This is a genomic window from Fodinibius sediminis (genome assembly GCF_900182555.1).
Classification (GTDB): domain Bacteria; phylum Bacteroidota; class Rhodothermia; order Balneolales; family Balneolaceae; genus Fodinibius; species Fodinibius sediminis.
The window spans coordinates 190,387-213,887 of sequence record NZ_FXTH01000007.1 but is presented as its reverse complement, the minus strand read 5'-3'; the positions used below and the strand labels follow the sequence as shown (position 1 = coordinate 213,887).

At 49.2% G+C, this 23,501-nt stretch carries 15 protein-coding genes; 9 read left to right on the top strand and 6 right to left on the bottom strand.

All coding sequences use genetic code 11. The features are described from left to right. Positions 1 to 8 precede the first annotated feature (8 nt). Positions 9 to 1,814 (top strand): CRTAC1 family protein, encoded by a 1,806-nt coding sequence (locus tag FN808_RS09805; RefSeq protein WP_142714399.1) that lies wholly within the window; start codon positions 9 to 11, stop codon positions 1,812 to 1,814. Next, entirely contained in the window at positions 1,811 to 2,647 is an 837-nt protein-coding gene (locus tag FN808_RS09800) for an RnfABCDGE type electron transport complex subunit D (RefSeq protein WP_142714398.1), read from the top strand. The genes FN808_RS09805 and FN808_RS09800 overlap by 4 nt, the downstream gene beginning before the upstream one ends. A gap of 460 nt (positions 2,648 to 3,107) precedes the next feature. Here the strand turns inward: FN808_RS09800 and FN808_RS09795 are convergent, their stop codons facing one another. Then, positions 3,108 to 3,335: a hypothetical protein gene (locus FN808_RS09795; protein ID WP_142714397.1), complete on the bottom strand. Its 228-nt coding sequence runs from the start codon at positions 3,333 to 3,335 to the stop codon at positions 3,108 to 3,110. 20 nt (positions 3,336 to 3,355) lie between these two features. Continuing rightward, positions 3,356 to 3,763, bottom strand: a complete 408-nt coding sequence (locus FN808_RS19240) for a TraR/DksA family transcriptional regulator (protein WP_142714396.1) — start codon at positions 3,761 to 3,763, stop codon at positions 3,356 to 3,358. A 293-nt stretch (positions 3,764 to 4,056) separates the two neighbouring features. Between FN808_RS19240 and FN808_RS09785 the strand changes: the two genes are divergently transcribed. The 4 genes from FN808_RS09785 to FN808_RS09770 all read left to right on the top strand — a co-directional run bounded on the left by FN808_RS09785 (position 4,057) and on the right by FN808_RS09770 (position 17,371). Further along, entirely contained in the window at positions 4,057 to 4,383 is a 327-nt protein-coding gene (locus FN808_RS09785) for a DUF5335 family protein (RefSeq protein ID WP_142714395.1), read from the top strand. 64 nt (positions 4,384 to 4,447) lie between these two features. After that, complete coding sequence (locus FN808_RS09780) at positions 4,448 to 13,111, top strand: glycoside hydrolase family 94 protein (RefSeq protein WP_142714394.1); 8,664 nt, start codon at positions 4,448 to 4,450, stop codon at positions 13,109 to 13,111. 159 nt (positions 13,112 to 13,270) lie between these two features. Next, positions 13,271 to 14,461 (top strand): chemotaxis protein CheB, encoded by a 1,191-nt coding sequence (locus FN808_RS09775; protein ID WP_142714393.1) that lies wholly within the window; start codon positions 13,271 to 13,273, stop codon positions 14,459 to 14,461. Between the two features lie 162 nt (positions 14,462 to 14,623). After that, on the top strand, positions 14,624 to 17,371 hold the full coding sequence (locus FN808_RS09770; protein WP_142714392.1) for a cation-translocating P-type ATPase: 2,748 nt from the start codon (positions 14,624 to 14,626) through the stop codon (positions 17,369 to 17,371). Between the two features lie 286 nt (positions 17,372 to 17,657). Here FN808_RS09770 and FN808_RS09765 read toward each other — a convergent pair whose 3' ends face one another. Further along, positions 17,658 to 18,539, bottom strand: coding sequence for a universal stress protein (locus FN808_RS09765; protein ID WP_142714391.1), 882 nt, complete (start codon positions 18,537 to 18,539; stop codon positions 17,658 to 17,660). A gap of 315 nt (positions 18,540 to 18,854) precedes the next feature. Here FN808_RS09765 and FN808_RS09760 point away from each other — a divergent pair, with 315 nt between their 5' ends. Continuing rightward, positions 18,855 to 19,391, top strand: coding sequence for a DUF2267 domain-containing protein (locus tag FN808_RS09760; protein WP_142714390.1), 537 nt, complete (start codon positions 18,855 to 18,857; stop codon positions 19,389 to 19,391). A 33-nt stretch (positions 19,392 to 19,424) separates the two neighbouring features. Further along, complete coding sequence (locus tag FN808_RS09755) at positions 19,425 to 19,754, top strand: sll1863 family stress response protein (protein WP_142714389.1); 330 nt, start codon at positions 19,425 to 19,427, stop codon at positions 19,752 to 19,754. Positions 19,755 to 19,872: 118 nt separating this feature from the next. Here FN808_RS09755 and FN808_RS09750 read toward each other — a convergent pair whose 3' ends face one another. From FN808_RS09750 to FN808_RS09740, 3 genes are all read right to left on the bottom strand, one after another. Next, on the bottom strand, positions 19,873 to 20,127 hold the full coding sequence (locus FN808_RS09750; RefSeq protein ID WP_142714388.1) for a hypothetical protein: 255 nt from the start codon (positions 20,125 to 20,127) through the stop codon (positions 19,873 to 19,875). Positions 20,128 to 20,261: 134 nt separating this feature from the next. Next, positions 20,262 to 21,131, bottom strand: coding sequence for a universal stress protein (locus tag FN808_RS09745; RefSeq protein ID WP_142714387.1), 870 nt, complete (start codon positions 21,129 to 21,131; stop codon positions 20,262 to 20,264). A 46-nt stretch (positions 21,132 to 21,177) separates the two neighbouring features. Continuing rightward, positions 21,178 to 21,714 (bottom strand): YciE/YciF ferroxidase family protein, encoded by a 537-nt coding sequence (locus FN808_RS09740; RefSeq protein ID WP_142714386.1) that lies wholly within the window; start codon positions 21,712 to 21,714, stop codon positions 21,178 to 21,180. A 361-nt stretch (positions 21,715 to 22,075) separates the two neighbouring features. On the opposite strand from FN808_RS09740, the gene FN808_RS09735 reads away from it, so the two are divergent. After that, the gene (locus FN808_RS09735) at positions 22,076 to 23,494 is read left to right on the top strand and encodes a PAS domain-containing sensor histidine kinase (protein WP_142714385.1); all 1,419 of its coding nucleotides are present in this window, start codon (positions 22,076 to 22,078) and stop codon (positions 23,492 to 23,494) included. Positions 23,495 to 23,501 lie beyond the last annotated feature (7 nt).

Here is a 23,501-nt window from a genome sequence, read left to right as displayed (position 1 = left end):
AGCATGTGATGGAAGTAAGAAAGAGAAATAAAATATTATTGGCCCTGTTTTTTGCGGTACTGCTGGCTACCCCTTTAATCCTGTCTAATTATGAGCAGTGGACGGGCCGGTCGGGTTTGGCCCTGGATCGTCAGAATGCGCTGGATCAATATGGCTTCTACCTCGAGGATGTGACGGAAGAATGGGGGGTTGACTTTGTTCACCGGGCTCCGTCGCTCGACAAGCAGCTGGATCACATCATGCCGCAAATAGCATCTGTGGGAGCTTCGGTGTCTGTTGCTGACTTCAATAACGACGGTTTGCAGGATTTTTATGTTACAAACAGTGCACGCGGCACCTCCAACGCATTGTACAAGAATCTGGGAGACGGGCAATTTGAGGATGTGGCCGGGGCGATGGGGGTCGCCGGGGTCAACACTGCGGAGACAGGTGTGTCCATGAGTTCGGTATGGGCGGATTACGACAACGACGGCTATGAAGACCTGCTGGTGGTCAAATGGGGAAAACCGCTGCTGTTTCACAACGACGAGGGGGAGGGCTTCAGCCGTGTATCGCTGGGACCCGAGTTCCCGGAATGGATCAATTCGAACACCGCCGTATGGTTTGACTACGACCAAGATGGCTTGCTCGACCTGTTCATGGGAGGCTATTTCCATGAGAGCATAAACCTCTGGGACCTTGAGACCACGGAAATTATGCCTGAAAGTTTTGAGTACGCACAGAATGGTGGCCGAAAATTTCTTTTTCACAATCTCGGGAACGGTAAATTTGAAGAGGTCAGCGATGAACTGGGGCTGGTTAGTAACCGGTGGTCGTATGCAGCGGCTTCCGCTGACGTGGACGGCTCGGGCTATCCCGACCTGGTCATAGCCAATGATTATGGTGTGGATGAATTATTCCTCAACCGGCAGGGCCGGGGATTCGTGAATGCAGGTGAAAAGGCCGGCATGGGCTTTGCCCCCAAGAGTGGAATGAATGTTTCTTTCGGAGATGTGATGAATCGTGGCGAACTGTCTATCTATGTGACCAATATTTCGGAACCGGGTGTTCTTATTCAGGGGAATAACCTCTGGGTTCCCACCTCCGGCAACAGCGGGGGTCTGTCTTTTCGGAATCTGGCGGGTAATTTCGGCGTTGAAGTGGGAGGATGGAGTTACGGGGCCCAGTTCGGAGACCTGAACCTGGACGGCTATCTCGACCTGTATGTAGCGAATGGATATGTTTCTGCGCGTAAGGGAACCGATTATTGGTATGACTTCTCAAAGGTGGCGGGAGGGAATCAGACCATTATTTCGAACGCCAAAAACTGGCCCGACATGGAGGGACGCAGCCTCTCTGGCTACCAGGAAAATAAAATATGGCTCAATGACGGGGCCGGGAAGTTTCGCGAAGTGGCTGGCGCTGTTGGAGGATCGCTGGAGCTGGACAGCCGTGCCGTCGCCATGGCCGATCTGAATAATGATGGTACGCTTGAAGTTCTTGTGGCCACCCAGAAGGGACCGCTGAAGATCTACAGAACCGTGGCGCGGGAGGGGCACAGCTGGATCAGCTTCCGTCTGGAAGGCGTTGAGAGCAACCGGAGCGCCATAGGGGCCCGGGTTGAGGTCGTGTGGGATGGCAACCGCCAGGTACAGGTGGTGCAGTCTGCCAGCGGCTTTAGTGCTCAAAATCAGCGGGAACTTCACTTCGGCCTGGGTCGCTCCGAGCAGGTTGACCATGCCGTCATCGCATGGCCATCGGGGAAAACCGACACCCTTGAGCAGCCTGAAACAGGCCAGACACATCTCATCAAAGAAACGAAAAAACAATCATGAACGGCCTGGGAACTCTTACGACCAAGCTGAAGGGCTTGAGCTACAGCCACAAATATACGCCGCCGCTGCTGATAACCGGTATCTTGCTGGCTGCACACCTTTCGTTTGGCATTCTCGAAAGCTATCCCAAATTGATAACCGCCATAACAGCAAGTTTTGCTACCGAGCTGGTGCTGCACCGGTTGATTGTGGGTACATGGCGTGATCTGTCAAGTGCCTATATCTCCGGCATCAGTGTCGGTATTCTTATCCGTTCACCACAGCTGTGGCCTTTCGCCCTGTGCGCAATGATTTCAATTGCCTCGAAATATGTGCTGCGGTACAAGGGACGCCATATCTGGAACCCCTCCAACTTCGGGGTGGTGATGATGCTCTTGCTGGCCCCGCAGAGCGTTGCGGTGCTGAGCATCCAGTGGGGTAATAATATGTGGGCAATGCTGATTATCTGGGTGGTGGGTTCCATCTCCATTTACCGGCTGCGCCGATTTCATATTTGTGCCACTTATGTCATTTCATTTCTCGCTTTCGCGCTGGTTAGAAGCTGGATGACCGGCGATCCCTATATTGCCGAAATTGCGCCCATTACGGGGCCGATGTACCAGCTCTTCATTTTCTTCATGATTACAGATCCCAAAACAACCGTCCAAAGCAAGTGGGGACAATATATCGTAATTGTGTTGATCGCTTTCGTAGAAATGATTCTGCGTATCAATGAAGCGGTTTATGCACCGTTCTATGCCCTGTTTATCGTTGGACCGATAGCTATGGCGGCAGAATTATGGTATAAAGACCGCCATCGCGACCACAGCGAGGTGCCAAACCAGCACTCATAGGTTTTCCGTGCAGCAACGGGACCTCATGCCACCAGTTCCATCCCCTTCTGGTATACAGGAAATCCCTACATCATCTACGGTTTTTTACCTACATACGGGCATCCCGGGGTTGGTTATACTACATGTAGAAACTTTGACATACTGATTTACTGCTATTAGCACAGTTCAGGGTTGATACTACGGTATGATCTTGAATGAACCAGGAAAATTTGCCGCTGGTTCCTTTTTGTCCCACTCCAATCAGGATGGTCAAAAAGTGTGCTACGGTTTTAGCTAACCGCCTTCGGGTAGTTAGCGGCGAAGTCGTCGGAGAGGGTGCTGCCTGTGAAAGGGTGGCTGAGAATATACCCCAGAACTTGAACCGGTCAATACCGGCGAAAGGATACCGATGGCTTCGCTTTTTTTATTTTAAGGCTCTATACGCATGCCCATCCCCATAGGATCCGTCGCCGCGCTACCACTACATGTCAGTCATAAGGTCTATGCTGTCAATGATTTCACTGTAGGCCTCCTCAGGGGTTTCACCGGAAGCCGTAATGGTTTCGCCACTGTTGTTTCGCACGGTGACCTGTATGCCATCCCAGTGCTTTTTGATATTGTCTATCATAAAACCGCAATACCCCTGTTCCTTGAGGATGGATATTCGTTCGTGAAAAACGTTGTCTCGGTCTCTTTTTTCGGAGGACATGTCATTGGTGATTATGATTGTTATTTGAGATCATCGGCCATTCCCTTCTCTTTGGCTTCAATGGTGTAACGGGTATGAGGCACTGCTTCCAGCCGCTCTTTTGATATCGGTTTGCCTGTAGCCATACAGATACCGTAGGTGTTGTTGTCTATTCGTTCAAGGGCATCATCTAGCTGCTGGATATACTTCTGGGTCCGCTCCATCAGCTGATAGTACATTTCTTCTTCCTCTACATCCGTTCCCACGTCTCCCTGATGATGGGCAACCGATGAATAATCGGCATCGTCGGCCTCATTCAAATTGGAAACGGTCTGGTCTATCGCATTCAATTCATTGACAGCTTCCTTGCGCTTATTTTGGAGCAGGGTGCGAAAGTGTTCCAGTGTTGCTGCGTCAAATGGGGACTGTTTTTTTTTGTTTTCATCCATGATATAGCCGCTGTTTAATGTTCTCCCTGACAAATACCACAATTACAGGCCAGATGGTATCATACTTAACCCCAACTTCGTGTAGTGATATGGCCTACATTTTGGCGGTGATAATGACTCGTGCTGAGGATTTTTTATCCAAAAATACCGTCGAATAGCATATGCGGGGTGTGCTGAGTGTAATAGTTTCGCCTTCACAAGGAGTAGGTATATCCTGTTAAAAATGAGGCTGATGATTTTAAAATTTATCACAGAATAAACCATCGGTTCAAACTCACAGTAAGGATGATACTATGGCCATTAAACAGATTAATAAGGAAGATTGGCAACCATTTTTTGATTCTTTTTCGCACAAGTATTTAAAGGATGATCAGCCGGAGTATGCAGAAATCAGGATTCTTTCAGCTGAATCGGGTGCCCAGCCTCAGACAGAGTGGCTTGTTCTGGAGGGACTAACCTTTAATGCCAAAGAGGATCTGCTTGATATAAGGGTTGAAGGGCTGAATCGCATGATATTGAACCCTAGTCAGGTATATGTTGATGAAGATACGGATGGATGGATAACCAGTATGGAGATTGTGGAATCTGATGGAACCAAAGACATTATCGAGCTCAGGTAACGGTTATGACGAGAAACACCGAAAGAAGGAGTAATCAGCCAACTATCTTTAAATCGATACCGCAATGCTGCAGGATGAAAAGGTACACTATAACAAACAGCAACTTGAAAAAGAGATTCAAAACCTGGTTGGTGGCCATGAGTCAACACTGAGCTCCAAGCCAATCGAATCGATAGATCCCTTACTGGAGATATCAAAAGAAATACTTACAAAGGCATATCGGGAGCTGGCACGGGCGGCCAAAGAAAACAGGGAACTGTCTACTGCCGCCGAATGGCTGATTGACAATTTTTATATTATTCAGGAACAGATTGTTCAGATAAAGGAAGATTTGCCGTCTTCCTATTATAAAAAGTTGCCGCGTCTGACGGAAGGGGAATACCGGGGGTTTCCCAGGATATATGAGCTCATACAGGTCCTTGCCACGGTGAGCGACAATGTGATTGACCGGGATAATGCAACCATAGCTGTGCAGGCTTACCAGGAGCTGCATACACTTAAAATCGGTGAATTGTGGGGAGTACCGATCATGATTCGGCTTGTGTTGCTGGTACGGCTGACAGAGCGGGTCAACGACCTGATTGAACAGCGGGCCGTCAGGGAGCGGGTCAACAGGCTCCTCGAAACAATTACCGGGGAGGAGGATAAGGAGCCGGGACTGCTGTTGCGAAAGCTGCCTGAGCTTATTGAAAAGGAGCGGGACGAAAGAACTTGTCTGTGTGCGCTTGCCCAGCAGATGCAGGTGCAGGGAATGCTGACAGACACGGAAAGAAGCTGGTTTGACTACCGGTTCAAATCATGGGATACCACCCTGGAGCAAGAGCTTAGGAACGCAAATCAGCGAACGTCAAGGCTGCAGCTCAGCATCCAGAATGCCATTTCCTCGCTTCGGGAGGTCGCTGAAAGCGACTGGCGGGATTTTGTCGAAAACAACTCCATTGTCGAGCGTATCCTGAAACTCGACCCGTCCGGCTATTATTCGAATATGGATTTCAATACGCGGGATCGCTATCGCAAAATTGTAGAAAAGCTTAGTGCAAACTCTTCACAATCGGAACCCAAAATTGCGGAACAGGCTCTTCTTATGACCGAAGAAGCAAGCCGGAGCGATAGCAGCAGGGATAACAAGGCGGCTCATATCGGTTACTATCTCATAGGCGACGGCTTTACCGAACTCGCCGCGGCGGTTGATTACAGCATGCCTCTGGGCGAACGGATGAGGCGGTGGTCGGAAAGACACCCTGTGGTTTATTTTGGTTCCATTACGATCTGTCTGGCTGTTCTGCTGGCTATTGTGGCATGGGCAACGGGATTGATGCAGATGCCGACATGGGTTATTGTGATAACACTGGGAGCCGCGCTTATACCCGCCTTGGATCTTGCCGTAGTCTCCGTCAACCGGTTGCTTTCACTACTGTTGCCCCCAAGGATAATGCCGAAGTTGAAGATCACCGGCGACATACGGGATGAATTACGCACCATGGTGGTCGTGCCCACATTATTTAGCTCACCCGAGGATGTCCGCGCCCAGTTTGAATCCCTGGAAATCCGGGCGCTGGCCAATCCCAATCGAAGTCTTCAGTTTGCCCTGCTTTCAGATTTTACCGATGCTGCGCAGGAAACAACAGCCGGTGATGATGCTATTCTTGAGGCGGCTGTCGAAGAAGTGCAAAATCTGAATGCGAGGTACGACAGCAACTACGGGGATAAATTTTACCTGCTCCACCGCAAGCGCAAATGGAATGAAAATCAGGAGCGGTGGATGGGCTGGGAACGAAAGAGGGGCAAACTCGAGGAGCTCAATGAACTGCTGAAGAACCCCGATGCATCCACAACCTACACCACCATCAGCGGCGATTTCCTGGAATCCATCCAGAAAGTTCCGGTCCGTTATGTTATTACGCTGGATGCGGACACACAGATGCCCCCCGGCAGTGCTCTCAAGCTTATAAGTACGGCCGGGCACCCGCTTAACAGGGCCGAAGTGGATGAAGAGCATGAGAAAGTTGTTCGGGGTTATGGCATTTTCCAGCCCCGTATATCTATCACTCCGAAGTCGGCGAACAGGTCCATGTTTGCTAAAATCTTTTCAGGCAATGTCGGGATCGATCCATATACCACGGCGGTATCCGATGTCTATCAGGATTTTTTTGGGGAAGGGGTGTTTACGGGAAAGGGACTTTATGATGTCGATCTTTTTGACCGCCTGCTTCGTGAACGATTCCCGGACAATACGGTACTCTCGCATGACCTGCTGGAAAGCACCTACTTGAGAACGGCTCTGCTTAGCGATATTGAATTTTTTGACGACTATCCGACCAACTACCTTAATTATTCGAAAAGAAACCACCGTTGGATACGGGGCGACTGGCAGATCCTGTACTGGATTTTTAAAAAGGTACCCTCGGGTCGTCAGGAAAAAGAGGGCAACCCCATTAACAAGGTATCCCGGTGGAAGGTCTTTGATAATCTGCGCCGCTCCCTGAATCCGCTTTTTTTACTCTTGTTTCTGCTTGCCGGCTGGTTTTTGCTGCCGGGGTCTCCGTTAATATGGACGGCAGCTGCGTTGGGTATTACCGCTTTTCCAATCTACTCTTCATTTACCATGGAGATATTCCGTCGGCCCGTACGGGTCCAGTGGAAGCTCTACCTCGAAAAGATACGGGATGATATCAAGATCAATACCGTACAGGCGATAACCACGTTCCTGTTTATGCCTCACCAGGCCTATGTGGCAGTGGATGCCATCTCCAGGACACTCTGGAGGATGTTTGTTTCAAAGAACAAACTGCTGGAATGGACCTCGGCCTCACAGGTAGAGCGGGAATCGCGGGGCGACTTCAGGACGTACTGGGAAAAAATGTGGATAAATATCGCCTGGAGTATACTTTGTATTGTGCTTGTCTGGATCTACAAGCCGATCATATTAATCCTGGTAGCACCCTTTGCAGTGAGCTGGATGGCAGCTCCGGCTCTTGCGTATAGTATCAGCCAGCGGCACAAAACCGAGGAAACGTCATTTAGCGCGGATGAGATCAAGGAGCTGCGGATATATGCACGTCAAACCTGGCACTATTTTGAAAAATACGTGAACGAGGATCACTCATGGCTGCCCCCCGATAATTTTCAGGAAGAGCCTTATATCGGTGCTGTGAGCCGTACCTCCCCGACCAATATGGGACTGGCGCTGGTGGCGACCTATACGGCTTATGAATTTGGCTACATTACGATCAGTGAGCTGCTGGACCGGCTGGGTAACATGCTCGGTTCCATGAAATTGCTCGACAGGCATAAAGGGCATTTTTTTAACTGGTACAGCACCCTGCAGGGGCAGGTATTGAACCCCCGGTATATTTCGACTGTTGACTCAGGAAACCTGGCGGCTTCCCTGGTGATTGTAAAGCAGGGTCTGCTTCGACTGGGCGAAAAGAAGTGGCTTGACGAGAACGGTTGGAACGGGCTTCGCGATACGGCCCGGGTACTGGAAGAATTGACACAGGAGCTTGAGAGTCGGGAGAAAGGAACCAAGGATTTAAGTACGGAGCTTTCCGTGTTGATCGGAGAGTTCAAGAAAATGATTCCCGGTTCATCACCAGAGGATATTCAGGGATGGCTGGATGCCTTACAGAGGCTGCAAACCATCGCTAAAGAGATCGTGGAGGTTGACATCACCCCCCTGCAAGCAGTAATGGAGGATGCGGAGTTTGAGGCATTGCAGCACTGGTATCGGCAGCCGCTCATCCAGCTCAACGCTCAGCTGGATGAGATCAAAAAATGTAAAAATGGATTGAAATCGCAGGGCGGTCAGTCTGCGAGTGCAGAACTGACCATAAGCGAGGTGGACCAACAGCTGCCTTCCGGGGACTGGATTCACCGGGCTGTTGAACTCGCTGGCTGGTGCAATCAGATGGTTGAAGAAACCGACTTCAGTATGCTTTATTTTGATGATCGGGATCTGTTCAGCATCGGGTATAACCTGGATCGCGCCTCACTCGACAGCAGTACGTATGACCAGCTGGCCACAGAAGCCCGCCTGGCATCATATATTGCCATTGCTAAGGGCGATGTACCGCCCAAGCACTGGTTCCGACTGAGTCGGCGCCTTACAAGTATTGACCGGAATGAGATTCTGCTTTCCTGGGGCGGGACCATGTTTGAGTACCTGATGCCTGTCTTGTTCATGACTCAGACTGAGGAAACCCTGTTGAGCAATACCTACGAAAACGTGGTTGTCTGGCAAAAAAATTATGGAGATTCTCGCCGGAAACCGTGGGGATTCTCTGAAAGCGGATACGGAGTGCTCAATCTGGACCTGAATTACCAGTACCGGGCATTTGGGGCGCCGGGCCTGGGACTTCGCCGGGGACTGGCCGAAGATTATGTGGTCACTCCCTATGCGACCATGCTGGCCCTGATGATACTTCCAAAGGTGTCACTGGAAAATCTGCGGAGACTAAAAGAGGAAGGGGGGTACGGGTTGAAGGGATTTTATGAAGCCATTGATTACAGTTCCCTCAAGGGCACTTCCGAGGCAAAAAAGACCGTTGTGCAGATGTACATGGCCCACCACCAGGCAATGAGCCTCCTCGCAATGGCCAATGTGCTGAAGGGAAATATGATACAAAATCTCTTTCACAGGGATCCCATGGTACAATCATGCGAGGTGCTACTGCAGGAGAAGGTGCCCCGGGGCATTCCTATTAAAGAGCCCAGACCTATTGATGTTGAACTGGAGCCTGGTGAAGAGCAAAAAGTGGAAATATCTGTTGATCATGCAGGCCAGGAGGCGCTCAACAGTACGCCCCCGCGGACCCATATTCTGTCGAATGGGCAATACTCAACCGTCATCACCCATTCCGGCACCGGCTACTCTTCCTGTGATAACATGAGGCTGACCCGCTGGCGAGCTGACCGTGTTCAAGATCCCTATGGATTCTTCTTCTATATCAAGGATCTGCAGAACGGTGAATTCTGGTCCATGGGGCATCAGCCGGTGGGCCGAAAAGCCGATCGGTACGATTCGTGGTACCACAGCGGAAAAATGCAAATTGCCAGAGTTGATAAATGGATCGAGTCGTTCATGGAAGTCTGCGTGTCACCGGAAGATAATATTGAACTGCGAAAACTAACCCTCACCAATTATTCACAGCATCCGCGTAGAATAGAGGTCACCAGTTATGCTGAAGTGGTATTGAATGAGGCCGAAGCGGACAGGGCGCACCCGGCTTTTTCCAACCTGTTTGTCCAGACTGACTACATAGCAGAACACCATGCCCTGATTGCAAAGCGCCGGCCGCGCAGTGAGGAGGCGCAGCCCGTATGGCTGGTGCATACCCTGGCAAGCGATGATCTGGAGAACCTTCCCGAGCCCCTGCAATATGAGACCGATCGGGGAAAATTTATTGGCCGGGGACGCAGCCTTAAAAATCCGATGGTCATGGAAGCAGAAGCTCAGCTCAGTGGAAAAATAGGCAATGTGCCGGATCCCATCGTGAGCATGCGACGGGTTGTGGAGCTGCAGCCGGGCGAGAAGATGAATATTACTTTTGGGTTGGGCAAAGTGACAAGCAGGGAAGAAGCTGTACACATGGCCAACCGCTATGACAATCCCTACGCCACGGATCGCGTTTTTGAATTGGCTTCTATTTATGGGAGAGTTGAACTTGAACATATCGGACTCAGTGGTCAGCAGGCTCATTACTTTCAAAAGCTCGCCGGTTTTTTAATTTATGGAAACAGAAAACTGAGGGCGAACGAGGACATTCTGAAACAAAACCGCCGTACACAGTCGGCCTTGTGGGCCTATGGCATATCGGGAGACCTGCCCATTCTGGTTTATCATATCCGGGAGATCAATCATTTGCGCACAGTGGAGTCGCTGCTCAAGGCACATGGGTTGTGGCGACTCAAGGGCTATGATGTCGATCTCGTCGTTATCAACGACCACCCCACCTCGTATATCAATGAGCTTCAGGATGCTATCCAGAGCCGTATACAGTCGTCCATGGAGCGGCAGAAACTGAATAAAACGGGAGGAGTATTTGTTCTTCGTTCGGATAATATTCCCAGGGAAGACCTCGTGCTTATTGATACCGTTGCTGCTGTTGTTATTCATAACAGCCTGCCCAAGATCGAGTTCAGGGAGAAGGAAGAAGAACACAAGAAGAAGGAAGAGGGGCCTGCCTATGCTCCCGTAAACCTCGGAGAAATGGCGTCCCATGACATGGGCAAGCCTTCTGACCTTCAGTTTTATAACGGATACGGCGGATTTTCAAAAGACGGCAAAGAATACGTCATACACCTTCAGTCAGAGAAGGGATCGGATACGCTGACCTATCCTCCGGCGCCCTGGATCAATGTACTGGCCAATTCGGAATTCGGCTGTATCACATCCGAGAGTGGTGCCGACTATAGCTGGAGCCAGAACAGCCGGGAAAACAGGCTGACCCCGTGGTCTAACGATGCTGTTACGGACCCCTGTGGCGATGCTCTGTATATCAGGGATGATGAGCTGGGACACTTCTGGTCACCTACACCGGGTCCGGTGCCCGGGAGCAAACACTATGAGATCCGTCATGGATTCGGTTACAGTCGCTATAAGAGCAATATTGCAGAAATAAAGCAGATGGTTACCAAATGGGTCGCTGTTGACGACCCGGTCAAGATTGTACGGCTGCGGCTCTCGAATACCGGACTGATGGCCAAGGAGCTTTCAATATTTCGATATCTTGACTGGGTGCTGGGGGTGCACCGCGAGGATTCCTCGCACTACCTTATTACCAATTACAGTGATCGTCACCAGGCTATTTTTGCACGGAACTTCTATAACAATGAATTCGCCGGGCGGATTGCTTTCGCCAGTCAATACACCGGGGCGCGCACCCTTTTTGATGATGCAACGGCAGATCGCCTGCATTTCATAGGCCGAAATAACAGCCTTGCCAACCCCAGGGCTTTGTACGACGAGAGGGAACTGAATCATCGTTTTGGTGCAGGTTTTGATCAGTGTGGAGCGTTCCAGTCCAGGATCAGGCTCAACTCCGGTTCTTCAATAGATCTGTATTTTCTGCTTGGCGAAACAGCCAGTGAAGAGGAAGCCCGGATGCTGGTAGAAAAATACCGTGATATTGAGCTGCTGGAGAGCTCCTTTAAGGAGGTTAAGCAGTTTTGGCGCAAAAAGCTCGGGTCCATACAGGTGCAAACCCCTGCACCGGAGTTGGATATCATGATGAATGGGTGGCTTCAGTATCAGAATATTGCCTGTCGCATCTGGGCACGGTCGGGCTTTTATCAGTCTGGCGGAGCATTTGGATTCCGTGATCAGCTGCAGGATGTTTCTGCGGCTCTTTATATGGATACGGGGTTGGCCCGGGAACAGATATTGCTGCACGCGGCCCACCAGTTCCCGGAAGGAGATGTGCTGCACTGGTGGCATCCTCCCACAGACAGGGGCACAAGAACGAGAATCTCTGATGATCTTTTGTGGCTGCCTTATGTAACATCCCTTTATATCAGACGGACGGGAGAACATGCCATCCTGGATGAACAGCTGCCCTTTATTTCTGCCCGGCAGCTGGAGGAGAACGAGCAGGAAGCCTACCTGGAACCGGAAGTGATGCACCGGAAGGAAAGCCTCTATGAGCATTGCTGCCTGACTATTGACCGTTCGCTCACCAAAGGAGCTCATGGCTTGCCGCTGATAGGAGCCGGCGACTGGAACGACAGTATGAATCATGTGGGAGAGAAGGGGAAAGGTGAAAGTGTATGGCTGGGATTTTTCCTCTATAAAATTTTGTCGGACTTTATACCGATCTGCAAAAAGCGGGATGACCACACAAGGGTAGAGCGTTATGAAGCGTATCAAAAGGACTTGAAGAAGCATCTCAACAAGGAGGGATGGGATGGTGCCTGGTATCGCAGGGCTTTTTATGATGACGGTACCCCGATGGGTTCATCGGAGAGTGATGAATGCAAGATCGATGCCATCGCACAATCCTGGGCTGTTATTTCGAAGGCTGCACCCGATGATAAGGCCTTAAAGGCCCTTCAATCGGCAGATCGTCATCTTGTGTCGGAATCAGAGGAAATCATTCGGCTGCTGAATCCCCCCTTTGACCGTACGGAGCATAATCCCGGATATATCAAGGGATACATTCCCGGTGTAAGGGAAAACGGCGGGCAGTACACGCATGCCGCACTGTGGCTTGTACGGGCATTTGCAGAGAAGGGATTTAATGAGCGGGCGGTTCGTCTTGTACGGATGCTGATGCCGGTAAATCACAGTTTCCCCAAGGGGAAGGCTGATCGTTATAGAGTCGAGCCTTATGCCGTGGCTGCGGATATTTACAGCGAACTTCCACTGACTGGAATGGGCGGGTGGACATGGTATACGGGTTCGGCGGGATGGATGTATCGGGTTATCCTGGAATCCATTTTAGGAGTGGAACTAAAGAACGGTAACGAGATGAATATCAGACCCCATATTCCAGCCGACTGGGAGGGATTTTCTATCACTATGGAAGATGAACAAGCCGGGACCAAGCACCGGATCAGCGTAACAACTGATAAAACAATGGAGCCGGGAAGCATCACGGGAACCTTTAACGGCAGCCGTTTAGAACGGAAGAACACCACTCTTTTTAAAATGAAGCGGGATGGTAAAATACATCATATTGAGTTACAGGTCGGTAGCTCAGAACCATTGAAGGAGTCTCCTCAAAGCAGCTGATATATGTAGTGTATGCTATTACAGGCAGGGAGGGTGAAAACCGTACATAAGATGTAATCTGTTGATACTATCTTTAATAAAAATAAATGTTTAGATGTAATTAATAGCTGGAGGTTAACCAAGTTTCCTCCAGTTGGTATTTAAGATTTTGAGGCTGTTATGAGAAGAAAAAAAGTTTTAGTGATTGACAAGGATGTGTTGGTACGCCAGACTATAGCTAACATGCTGCAGAAGGACGGCAATTTCAGAGTCTTCGGCCTGCCACTCAAAGAAAAGCATACAGAAAAAGCTGTCATATCTATAAACCCTGACATTGTGCTGCTGGATGTTGAGCATTTGGAGTCTGAAGGATTTGACCTTTTTTTCCGTTTTAAAATAAAGTTTCCCATGTTGCCGGTAGTGCTTATGAGTCCAAAGACGAAACAGGGAGGCAAAGCGGTCATCAAAGCCCTGCAGATGGGGGCGGTGGATTTCATCACCAAACCCAGACATGGCATCAGTCTTTTATTTGCAGGTCGTCATTTTTCCAAGCGCGTGGTACCGATTGTCAAGACGGCGCTGTCTGCTAGTGAGTCAGGTCGCTCCGATGCGTTCAAAAACATTAGCTCATGCATCGCTTCCGGCTATCAGCAGGAATTTGAATCCACATTTTCATCATCAAAAAAAGAGTCGGCCATCCAGCCGGCCAGCATGATGGTTTTGGGAGGTTGCACCGGTGGCCCCCAGGCCCTGTTTTCGCTTGTACCCCAACTTCCCTCTGACCTGGCCATACCCGGGGTAGTTGTTCAACACCTGCCGAGAGAGTATACTGGTATTTTTGCCGAAGCGTTGAATGAGCGTTCAAAAATTAAGGTAAAGGAAGCCTACCATGGGGCCGAGCTCCTGCCGGGAACCCTCTGGATTGCCTCGGGCGGCCAGCATGTCGAAATATTTAATGACGGTTACCGAATGAAGCTGAAAACACATCGCGGAACCAAAGAACTGGGGGTTCGACCCTCGATCAATGTTCTTTTCCGATCGGCTGCCATGCAATATGGATCCGGAACACTGGGTATTATCCTGAGCGGTCACGGTACTGACGGACTGGATGGTGCCACAGCCGTCAAGCTGGCGGGTGGTACGGTCCTTGTTCAGGATCCTCAAACTGCAATAGCTCCTGAAATGCCGTTAAACGTTATTCGGGTTGGAATTACCAATCAATATTATTCGACCGGCCAACTGAAGGACCAGATTGTCAGGCGTGCCAGTGCACTGGAGGAGGAACCTATGGGAGATCTGATTCGATTTCGCCACAGATCCTACAGTTCTCAGTCAATGGAATTCATGAAGGCCAAAACCACACAGAACTGAATCCGGCTGACAGGATAGCAACATGGTGTTTTTAGCTCCAGCAGTTGTTTCTTACAATACGATACCCTATATATTGAATAAACAAGAGATGAATGGGTGGTAATGAATCGGTTCGGGTTCGAAGTTCATCCAGGATCAATAATGAATTTGGCTTAAACAGTCTTGAAAAACGTTCATAACCAGAGTGGTGTCTCCTCATCCAATGCTGAAGAAAGAGGGTTCAACGGGGCCGCGGCATGGGCTCAGTCTGTGCCATCTGTGCTCGATGCGCTAAAGGTTGATCCCGCCCAAGGTCTTTCGGAAGGAGAGGCCGATCGTCGTCTGCGCAAATACGGGGCAAACCAGCTGCGCGAGCACCGCAAAAAGAATGTGTTGCAAATCCTGTATGATCAGCTGAAGAGCCTGATCGTTGTGCTTCTCATTGCAGCAGCTGCTGTTTCATTTCTGTATCAGGAGGTGCTGGAGGGGTGGGCTATTGTTGTGGTGATCGTAATCAACACGGGAATCGGATTTTTTACGGAACTGAGTGCTGTTCGTTCGATGGAGGCCCTCTTCAAGCTCGGAGAAGTCAAGACACGGGTGCGCCGGGGAGGGACGGTCCGGGAAGTGGATGCCCGGGAATTGGTGCCGGGAGACCTGGTGATTGTTGAAGGAGGCGATATCATTACTGCCGACATGAGGGTTGTTGAAAGCTCGAAAATGCAGGCTGATGAATCGGCGTTGACGGGCGAGAGCAGTCCGGTAAGCAAGCAGATGGAGCCTGTGGCTGAAGATGCCGTGCTGGCTGAGCGCGGGAGCATGCTGTACAAGGGTACGGCTATTACCCGCGGAGCAGGTACGGCGGTCGTTGTAACTACCGGTATTCAGACAGAACTGGGGGAGATCTCATCGCTCGTAGAGGAAGCGAAGGAAGAACAAACCCCCCTGGAAGATCGTCTAGACAAACTGGGTTACCGGCTGGTAATATTTACACTGGGCATTGTGTTTTTGGTCTCGCTGGCCGGGGTCATGAGGGGAAAGGAACTGTTTTTGATGATTGAGACGGGTATAGCTCTGGCCGTAGCAAGTATTCCGGAGGGCTTGCCCATTGTTGCCACTATCGCCCTCGCTAAGGGCATGCAGCTGATGGCCAAAAAAAATGCACTGGTAAACCGCCTCTCTTCCGTGGAAACACTGGGAACAACCGGGATTATCTTTACCGATAAGACCGGGACGCTGACGGAAAACAAGATGACGGTAACACAGTTCCTGCTGCCCGACAATACCATTTCGGTGAATGGGAATTTCAAAGAGAATGGCCAGAAGACCAAGAGGGCGGTTCAGGCGGAAAATAACGACAGCCTGCTGCTGGCATTGGAAACCGGGGTTTTATGCAATAATGCAACTTTTGTTGATGGTGATGAGCAAGCAGGGTCGGGTGACCCTCTTGAAATTGCGCTCCTTGCTGCCGGCAGCAAGGCCGGGCTCCATTTTGATGAATTGGCGAACCGGTTCCCTGAGGAGCGGGAGGAAGCCTTTGATCCGGAGGTCAAAATGATGGCTACCTGGAATAAGATGGAGGCTGGAGAATATCGCATTTCGGTAAAAGGAGCCCCGGGAACGGTACTGGAACACAGCGAGACCATTTTCAGAGATGGTGGCAAACAGCCGCTGGACGAGGAGGAACGGCAGAAGTGGCTTGAAACCAACAGGGAGCTGGCTGGCAAAGGATACCGGCTGCTGGCCCTGGCTTTTCGCGAGAGTGATACCACGGAAGGGAATCCGTATGAAGAGCTCACCTATATCGGGCTGGTGGCCCTGCTGGATCCGCCCCGCGGGGAGGTGCGTTCGGCCATAACGAAATGCCGGGAGGCCGGTATCCGTGTGGTTATGGTAACCGGTGACCAGGACCAGACGGCGCGCTATATTGCGGAATCTGTGGGACTGGCTGACCAAGGGGAGGAGGGGCGCTTGATCCACGGCAGGGATCTACCCTCGCTTGAGGAGAAAGACCCTGAAGGAAAGTCTCTTTCAGATATCCTGGAAGCGAATATCTTTGCACGGGTTAATCCACAGCAGAAGCTGGACCTCATCGAACTATACCAAAAAAAGGGTCATATCGTAGCCATGACCGGCGACGGGGTGAATGATGCGCCTGCCCTGAAGAAGGCGGATATTGGAATCGCCATGGGTAAACGGGGGACCCAGGTGGCCAAGGAAGCTGCGGATATGGTGTTGGTGGATGATGCATTTTCAACCATTGTGGCGGCCATTGAACAGGGACGCGTTATTTTTGGAAATATACGGCGGTTCATTTTCTACCTGTTGTCCTGTAATGTCAGTGAAGTGCTGATTGTCGGAATCGCTACGCTGGCCGGGTCCCCGCTTCCCCTGCTTCCCCTGCAAATTCTTTTTCTAAACCTGGTTACGGATGTTTTTCCGGCCCTGGCCCTGGGGGTGGGAGAGGGAGAGGCCGGTATCATGCAGCAGCCACCACGGGAGGCAAAAGAATCGATTCTGACTAACAGGCACTGGCTGGGAATCGCGGGCTACGGTCTTGTCATAACGGCCTCGGTACTGGGGGCCCTCTATATAGGGCTGCACCTTTTGCATTTAGATGCTGCCAGGGCGGTAACCCTTTCATTTCTGACCCTGGCTTTTGCGCAGTTGTGGCACGTATTCAATATGCGGAGCCGCAAATCGGGGATATTCCGTAACATGATTACTGCAAATCCATGGATACAGGGGGCCTTGCTCCTTTGTGTCATCCTTATCCTGGGGGCCCTCTATATCCCTCCCGTTGCAGAAATTTTAAAAGTGCATCCGCCCGATACCATTGGCTGGTCAGTGGTGATAGGGATGAGTCTCGTTCCCCTCTTTATAGGACAGGCTTACAAGGAAATAGCCTCGAAATTCTCCGCTCAGCGGTAGAAAGCCCCTGTGGCTCGGGGGATAGCCTGGCACTGTCCGCGGCTGTGATATGATATCTTTATCTCACTCTTTTAAGCGTCTTCAAAGGCCCTTTGAAGACGGCTAAAAGGTCCTTTGAAGATGCTTAAAAGGCCGTATGAAAATGGTTAAAAGGTAGGTATGAAGAATACCAACCGGTTATGCCAACAGTTTAAAACCATTTCCGGATGTAGAAAGGACCGACGAGGATACTGATAACAGCTGGTTTGCGTGCAGCATCCTGCCGGTAGTCAGAATCGCGTACCTGTCAAACCTGAACCCCTTCTTCAAATTTGAAAGCATAATCCACTTCTTTTTTTCCTATCAGAACGAGAAGCGGAATCTTGGAATAGAATCCCATTTCCTTGGAATGATTGCGTTCTCCAAAAGCTTCCCAGAACGTTTTTTTGTATCGGCACATCACTATCAGGGAGGCGGGATGATCAATAATGTATTCTGCTGCGGCCGGGAAGAAGTCATATTCATACCGCAGGTGAAAATTGATATTTTTATAGGTCGTCTGTGACTGCACCAGCTCCCGGAAACCGCGGAAGCGTATCTCAGCTTCAAGGTTTTGCCGTTCGGCTACATGGAATACGTCAATAGCCGAATCAAAAAGTTCGGCCCATTGGATGGTCTGCTCCAATGCTGCAAGGTCACTTTCCTTGAAGTCTGTTGCAAAGACGATATTCTTAAATTGATCAAAGGTACTTCCGTAGGGAACCGCCAGTACGGGAACTTCGGATTTCTGAATGATGCTGGTGGTGATGCTGCCGTACAATATATTGCGGTCGCCGGTAGCACCCTGGGTGCCCATGACGATAAGATCCGGCTTGTGTTCCTTGAGGTAGCTGAGGATGTTGTTCAGGGTATTACCGGATTGCAGGAGCGTGCGGATGCTGATTTCCTTGTACCGGTCATCGCGTCTCAATACTCCGATAAGTTTTTCAAAGGCTTCGTCAGCATCATGAATTTCCTTGTCCTTGGCTTTTTGGAAACCGGGAGACATATCCATGGCGGCAGTACCCGAGTGAAATAAGGTTAGCTGTGCTCCTGAACGGAGAGCGATTTCCGCGGCAAAAGGGAGGGCACGATCGGCATTGTTGGAAAAATCTGTTGGAAAAAGGATATGGTCAAATGATAAGGCCATGGTCGGTGCTCCTTGTTAATTTAGGGTTCTACGGTATGGATTAAACTCAGCCTTTGTTTTTCTTTAGGTATATGGTGAAAGTTACTGGCATGTCGTCCTTTCACCTTAAAATAATCATTTAGTCATCCGCAGAGGCAGGTGTTTATACAATTCGCATGTAGGGGAAATTCGTACATCCCTGACCGTTTGTTGTAGTGTTTACACTGTCACTGCACCGGTGGCATTCCCTGTCTGTCCGGTCGGCGGGTTCTTGAGATCTTAATCGTTGAAGAAAAGAAGCAACGGTATTATTAATGGTTTGACGGAGGTTGATTGATGGAGGAATTACATTGGTATGAAAAAGTTCATGAAGATGAAAAGGGATCACACAAAAAGGTTATACACGCCCGAAAACCAGCCACACGGGAAACGGCCATCAAAAGAAAGAAAAAATACTTCAATAAATATGTAGAAGATGTGGACAGCTGGATCGGGGAGGTTGCTTTTTACCTGGATGAAGAAGAGCGTGAGGACTGGGCTTATAATGCGCTGCGAGGGGTGTTGTATGCCTTGCGAGACCGGCTGACGCCCCAGGAATTGTTCCAGTTTTCTGCCCAGCTGCCTACCCTTGTACGGGGTGTCTTTTTTGAAGGATATCATTTTGACGGCAAGCCTGAAAAATATCATGTGGATGAGTTTTTGGATCGCATCGATGATGCGCTGGGTCCTGCCGCAGACATATCGCCCGAACGGGCGTTTGAAGCTGTTCTACAGGTGCTTTACGACCATATCAGTGAAGGGGAGCTGAATGATATATACCGGATTTTACCCGATGATCTTAAAGAGCTGTGGGACGAGTGCTTAAATGAATAGTTCCCCCAAAAAATGAGATAACAAAACACCGTCATGAAAAAAAATAATAATTTCGCGACATCGACTGATGAACGAGATACCAAAAGACAACAATATATCGACAGCCTGACCAGTAAACTCAACGAATGGGATGAAGATCTGGAGGCGCTGGAAATTAAAATGAACAAGAGAATCGACAAGGTTAAAAAAACATACAGGGAGAACCTTGCCGAGCTTAAAGCAAGAAGAGAACGCATGAGCGATAAGCTTTCAACATTAGAGGAATCAAGTGAGGAGGCCTTTGGCCCCATCAAGAAAGATTTGGAGGCGCTTTGGAAAGATACGAAGAGAGGCCTGAAAAATATGAGAGAGCAGATGAAGTAGGAGCGCATTTAGAGGAAGCTTGATTTTCATAAATCGAGCTCATGGATATTAAAGCTCTGGGTAGATGTATGAGCTTTAATATCCATACCTCTATCTTATTATCTTATGGTTTCTCCATTCAATACAGCGACAAAAGGTCAATGTCAATCATATAGTAATATTCCCCGTCTTCATAGATGACGTTTCCGTCTGTAACTTCAAAAACTTCACCCGGTTTTAATGGAAGTTTAACCTCATCAAAAATATCATTCAGCGTAGAAGCACGGCCTCCTTCGCTTTCCCATCGTTCAAGTTCATCCTCGTATTCTTTCAGGTGATTGCTTTCGCTGAGTTTGATCTTGAGGGTTCGCTGTTTCTTTTTAGGGGTATCCATGGCTGTCTCATTGGTTGTTTAAGATATTAATATATGCACAAGCATAACATTTCTGGTAGAACAATTTAAAGAAGGGTTCTTTGCTTATACCCGTGGGTGAAATGCGTACACGTTTCCAGCCTTCAGGGGACAGATCACTGAAGGTCATTTCCAATGAAGACAAGAAGCGGCAGTTTACTGTAAAACCCAAGCTTTTTGGTATGATCTTTTGTCCATAGTTTTGTGAAAAAGGATTTCTTGTACCGAACCAGGGCCAGCACTGAGCTCCACTGGGCATCCAGATAACTGGCGATGCCCGTTTCGAAATCATCTTCTATGATGAGCTCAAACTGCATGCTGTTGGACGAAATTTGCTGTGAAACCAGCTCCCGGAATCCCTCGTGCATAATCTTTGCCCTCAGGTTGAGTTCCTTTTCAATATGCAGCACAACCACCTTCGCATCGTATAGCTGGGCAAAATAGGAGGTCGACCGGACCGCCTCCAGATCTTCGTCCTTGTAATCCGTTAAAAAAGTTATGCTGTCCAGCCCGTTATAAAAGTCATGCTCGTAATTTTTGGGGACGGCCAACACCGGGACCGGCGATTGTGAAATCACCTTGGAGGTTGTACTGCCGACCAGGATCTTGTCGATGCCTGAAGCGCCGGTGGTCCCCATCATGATAAGGTCCGCCTTCATTTCTTCGGCCAGATCCAGTATGGAGTAGGTGGCCGGGCCGTTGCGGATTTCAATATTAATTTCAATATCCTTGTAGCGCTCATTTTTCAGAATGTCATCCAGCTGTTCCTTGAAGAGTGATTCAATTCTGTTCCTGATCTGCTGCTTGATTTCTTGTGCCATCGGTGCAAAATCGTAGGGCTCTTCAATGGTATGCATGAGGGTTAGCCTGGCCCCGCTTCGTTTTGCTATGTCAAGGGCGAAGGGGAGCGCCTTATGGGCCGTTTCAGAAAAATCCGTGGGAAACAGGAGCTGGTTTATGCGCAGGGGAGTCATGGCTGGAAACATTCAGGGGTTAAGGATCGTATTGTTTATGTGCTGCAGAAGCCGGTTCTTATTGCTTTTCGACATCCGATTTTTCAATGATATAGGCCCATTTGGCATCCGGATTAACGCGGTTTTCTGCAATCTCATTCAGGCCAAGGTCACTGGCTTTTTCTTCTCTCAATGTATTAAGAAGCACTTCGCCAACGTCGTGCTTCTTCAGCTGTTTGGCATAGGCAATGGCTGTACCATAGCCGGCAATCTCATAGTGATTAATATGCTGCAGGGAGGTAATTAAGCCGGCATCACATACTTCAGGATTTTGGCATCGTTCAGCCAGTTTCAGCGCCTCCCTGATGAGGCCCTTGATACCATCGCAATGTTCACCTTCCGGCTTTTCTTCCAGCAGATCGAAAATTTCTTCGAGACGGCCAACCTGTTCCTTGGTTTCTTTCCGGTGATATTCAATGATTTCGATCAATTCAAAAGAATCAGCCAGTTCATCAAACTTTTTTAAGGCAGCCAGTTGCTGTTGTTCCCCATCATACAGATCTCTGAGCTGCTCCAGCAGGAGGTCATATAAATTTACGATATCATTATTTTTCATTTTTGCCTGTTCCTAGCTTAATATTGTATGTTATTGTTGGAAAAAAGTTGATGCGGGTTCCAATGCTCAAAATTATTATGGAATCGCCTGTCAAATAGTCGATTTTTTTATATACCTTTGTTATTGAAAGGGTTTGTTTAAACATGTTATGATTTTGTGGCGCACAAAGACTAGAGAGAAAGGCAACAAGATACGGTAATAGAAAAGTTAATTACTGTGTAGTGAAAACCCCCTCAATAATAGTCTGGCATTTTATATATTATTAATTGTTAAAATGGAAAGGATGGCTTAGCCATTAACTTCCTGACAGAAAAGGGCGGCCTAAATTGCAGGTGATAGATAAGCAGCGAATGAGCACCATATGAGTAAGTACTTCCAACAGATGGAAAAAATCAAGAGGAACTTACCCGTTTCGGCTATTGAAATCCTTGATAATATCTCGTACGGGGTGTTGGTCCTCAATTTGGAGGGGGGCATTCTTTTCTGGAATGAAGCCTGCGAGGATTTGTTTGGGTATTCGGCGGAAGAAGTACTGGAGCAAAACATCCTTTTCCTGTATCCCGATCGATTCAAGGATAAGTTTAAGCGTCATTTAAAAGAACTGAAAGAAGGACGCCGAACTATAAATCCCTGGTGCGGAGAGCACAAGGATGGCTCTTTGATCTGGTGTAACGCCCAGACAAAGCTTATATATGATGAGGAAGAAAAGCCTGTAGCTATTATTTGCTCCATCTTTAATATTAAAGAAGAGATGGCCCTTAAATCCAAGCTTAAAAGAAACCGCGCCCGTATCCAGGCCATCCTGGACAACATGGTAGAGGCCGTTATCAGCATCAACAGCCGGGGTATTATCCAGAATTTCAACAAGTCCGCCGAAAAAATGTTTGGCTACGACAGTGAGGAGGTGATCGGTAAAAGTTTGAAGATACTGATGCCCTCGCCGCACAAGGAACAGCATGAACAGTATATCAACAATTATTTGGAAACGGGCGATCAAAAAGTCATCGGCTCAGGTCGGGAAGAGCGAGCCCGCCGGAAAGACGGCACCATATTTCCCATGGAATTGTCGGTAAGTGAAACTATGTGGGAGGGTGAGCGCATCTTCACTGGCATCATCAGGGATATATCAGAGCGGCGAAAACTGGAAAATACCATTTTAAAAATCAGCGAAGACGAGCGCAGGCGAATCGGCCAGGAGCTGCACGACGGTCTGGGGCAGATGCTTACGGGGCTGGGACTTATCAGCCAGAATGTGGCCCAGAAACTGGAAGCAAATAACCTGCCCGGAGCGCAGGAGGTGAAAGAAATTTCAGAACTGATTAAAGATGCCGATGAGTATGCCCGCTCCCTTTCCCACAGCCTGGTACCCATTGACCTGAGTCAAGAAGGGTTGCGTCATGCGATTATTCAATTGATAAACCGTGCCCAAAAGCTTTTTAACATACAGTGCGAGTTTGAAGAAGCAGAAATTAAAAAGGTGGGCGATAATACAGCTCTCCATTTATACCGTATAACCCAGGAAGCCATTACCAATGCCGTAAAGCATGGCAGTGCTGATCAGATTCGAATTTCGCTCGAGGGCAGCGCTGATGCCATTCAGCTGTGCATCGAGGATAACGGTGCCGGCTTTTCTTCATACACAGAAGGACAAAAAGGGCTGGGGCTTAAAACGATGCAGTACCGGGCCCATATACTGGGAGGGAATCTGGAACTTGGCGAAACAGAACAGGGCGGCGGACAGATTATTTGCAGCATACCGTATTACGAACAACCACTTTAAAAGGAGG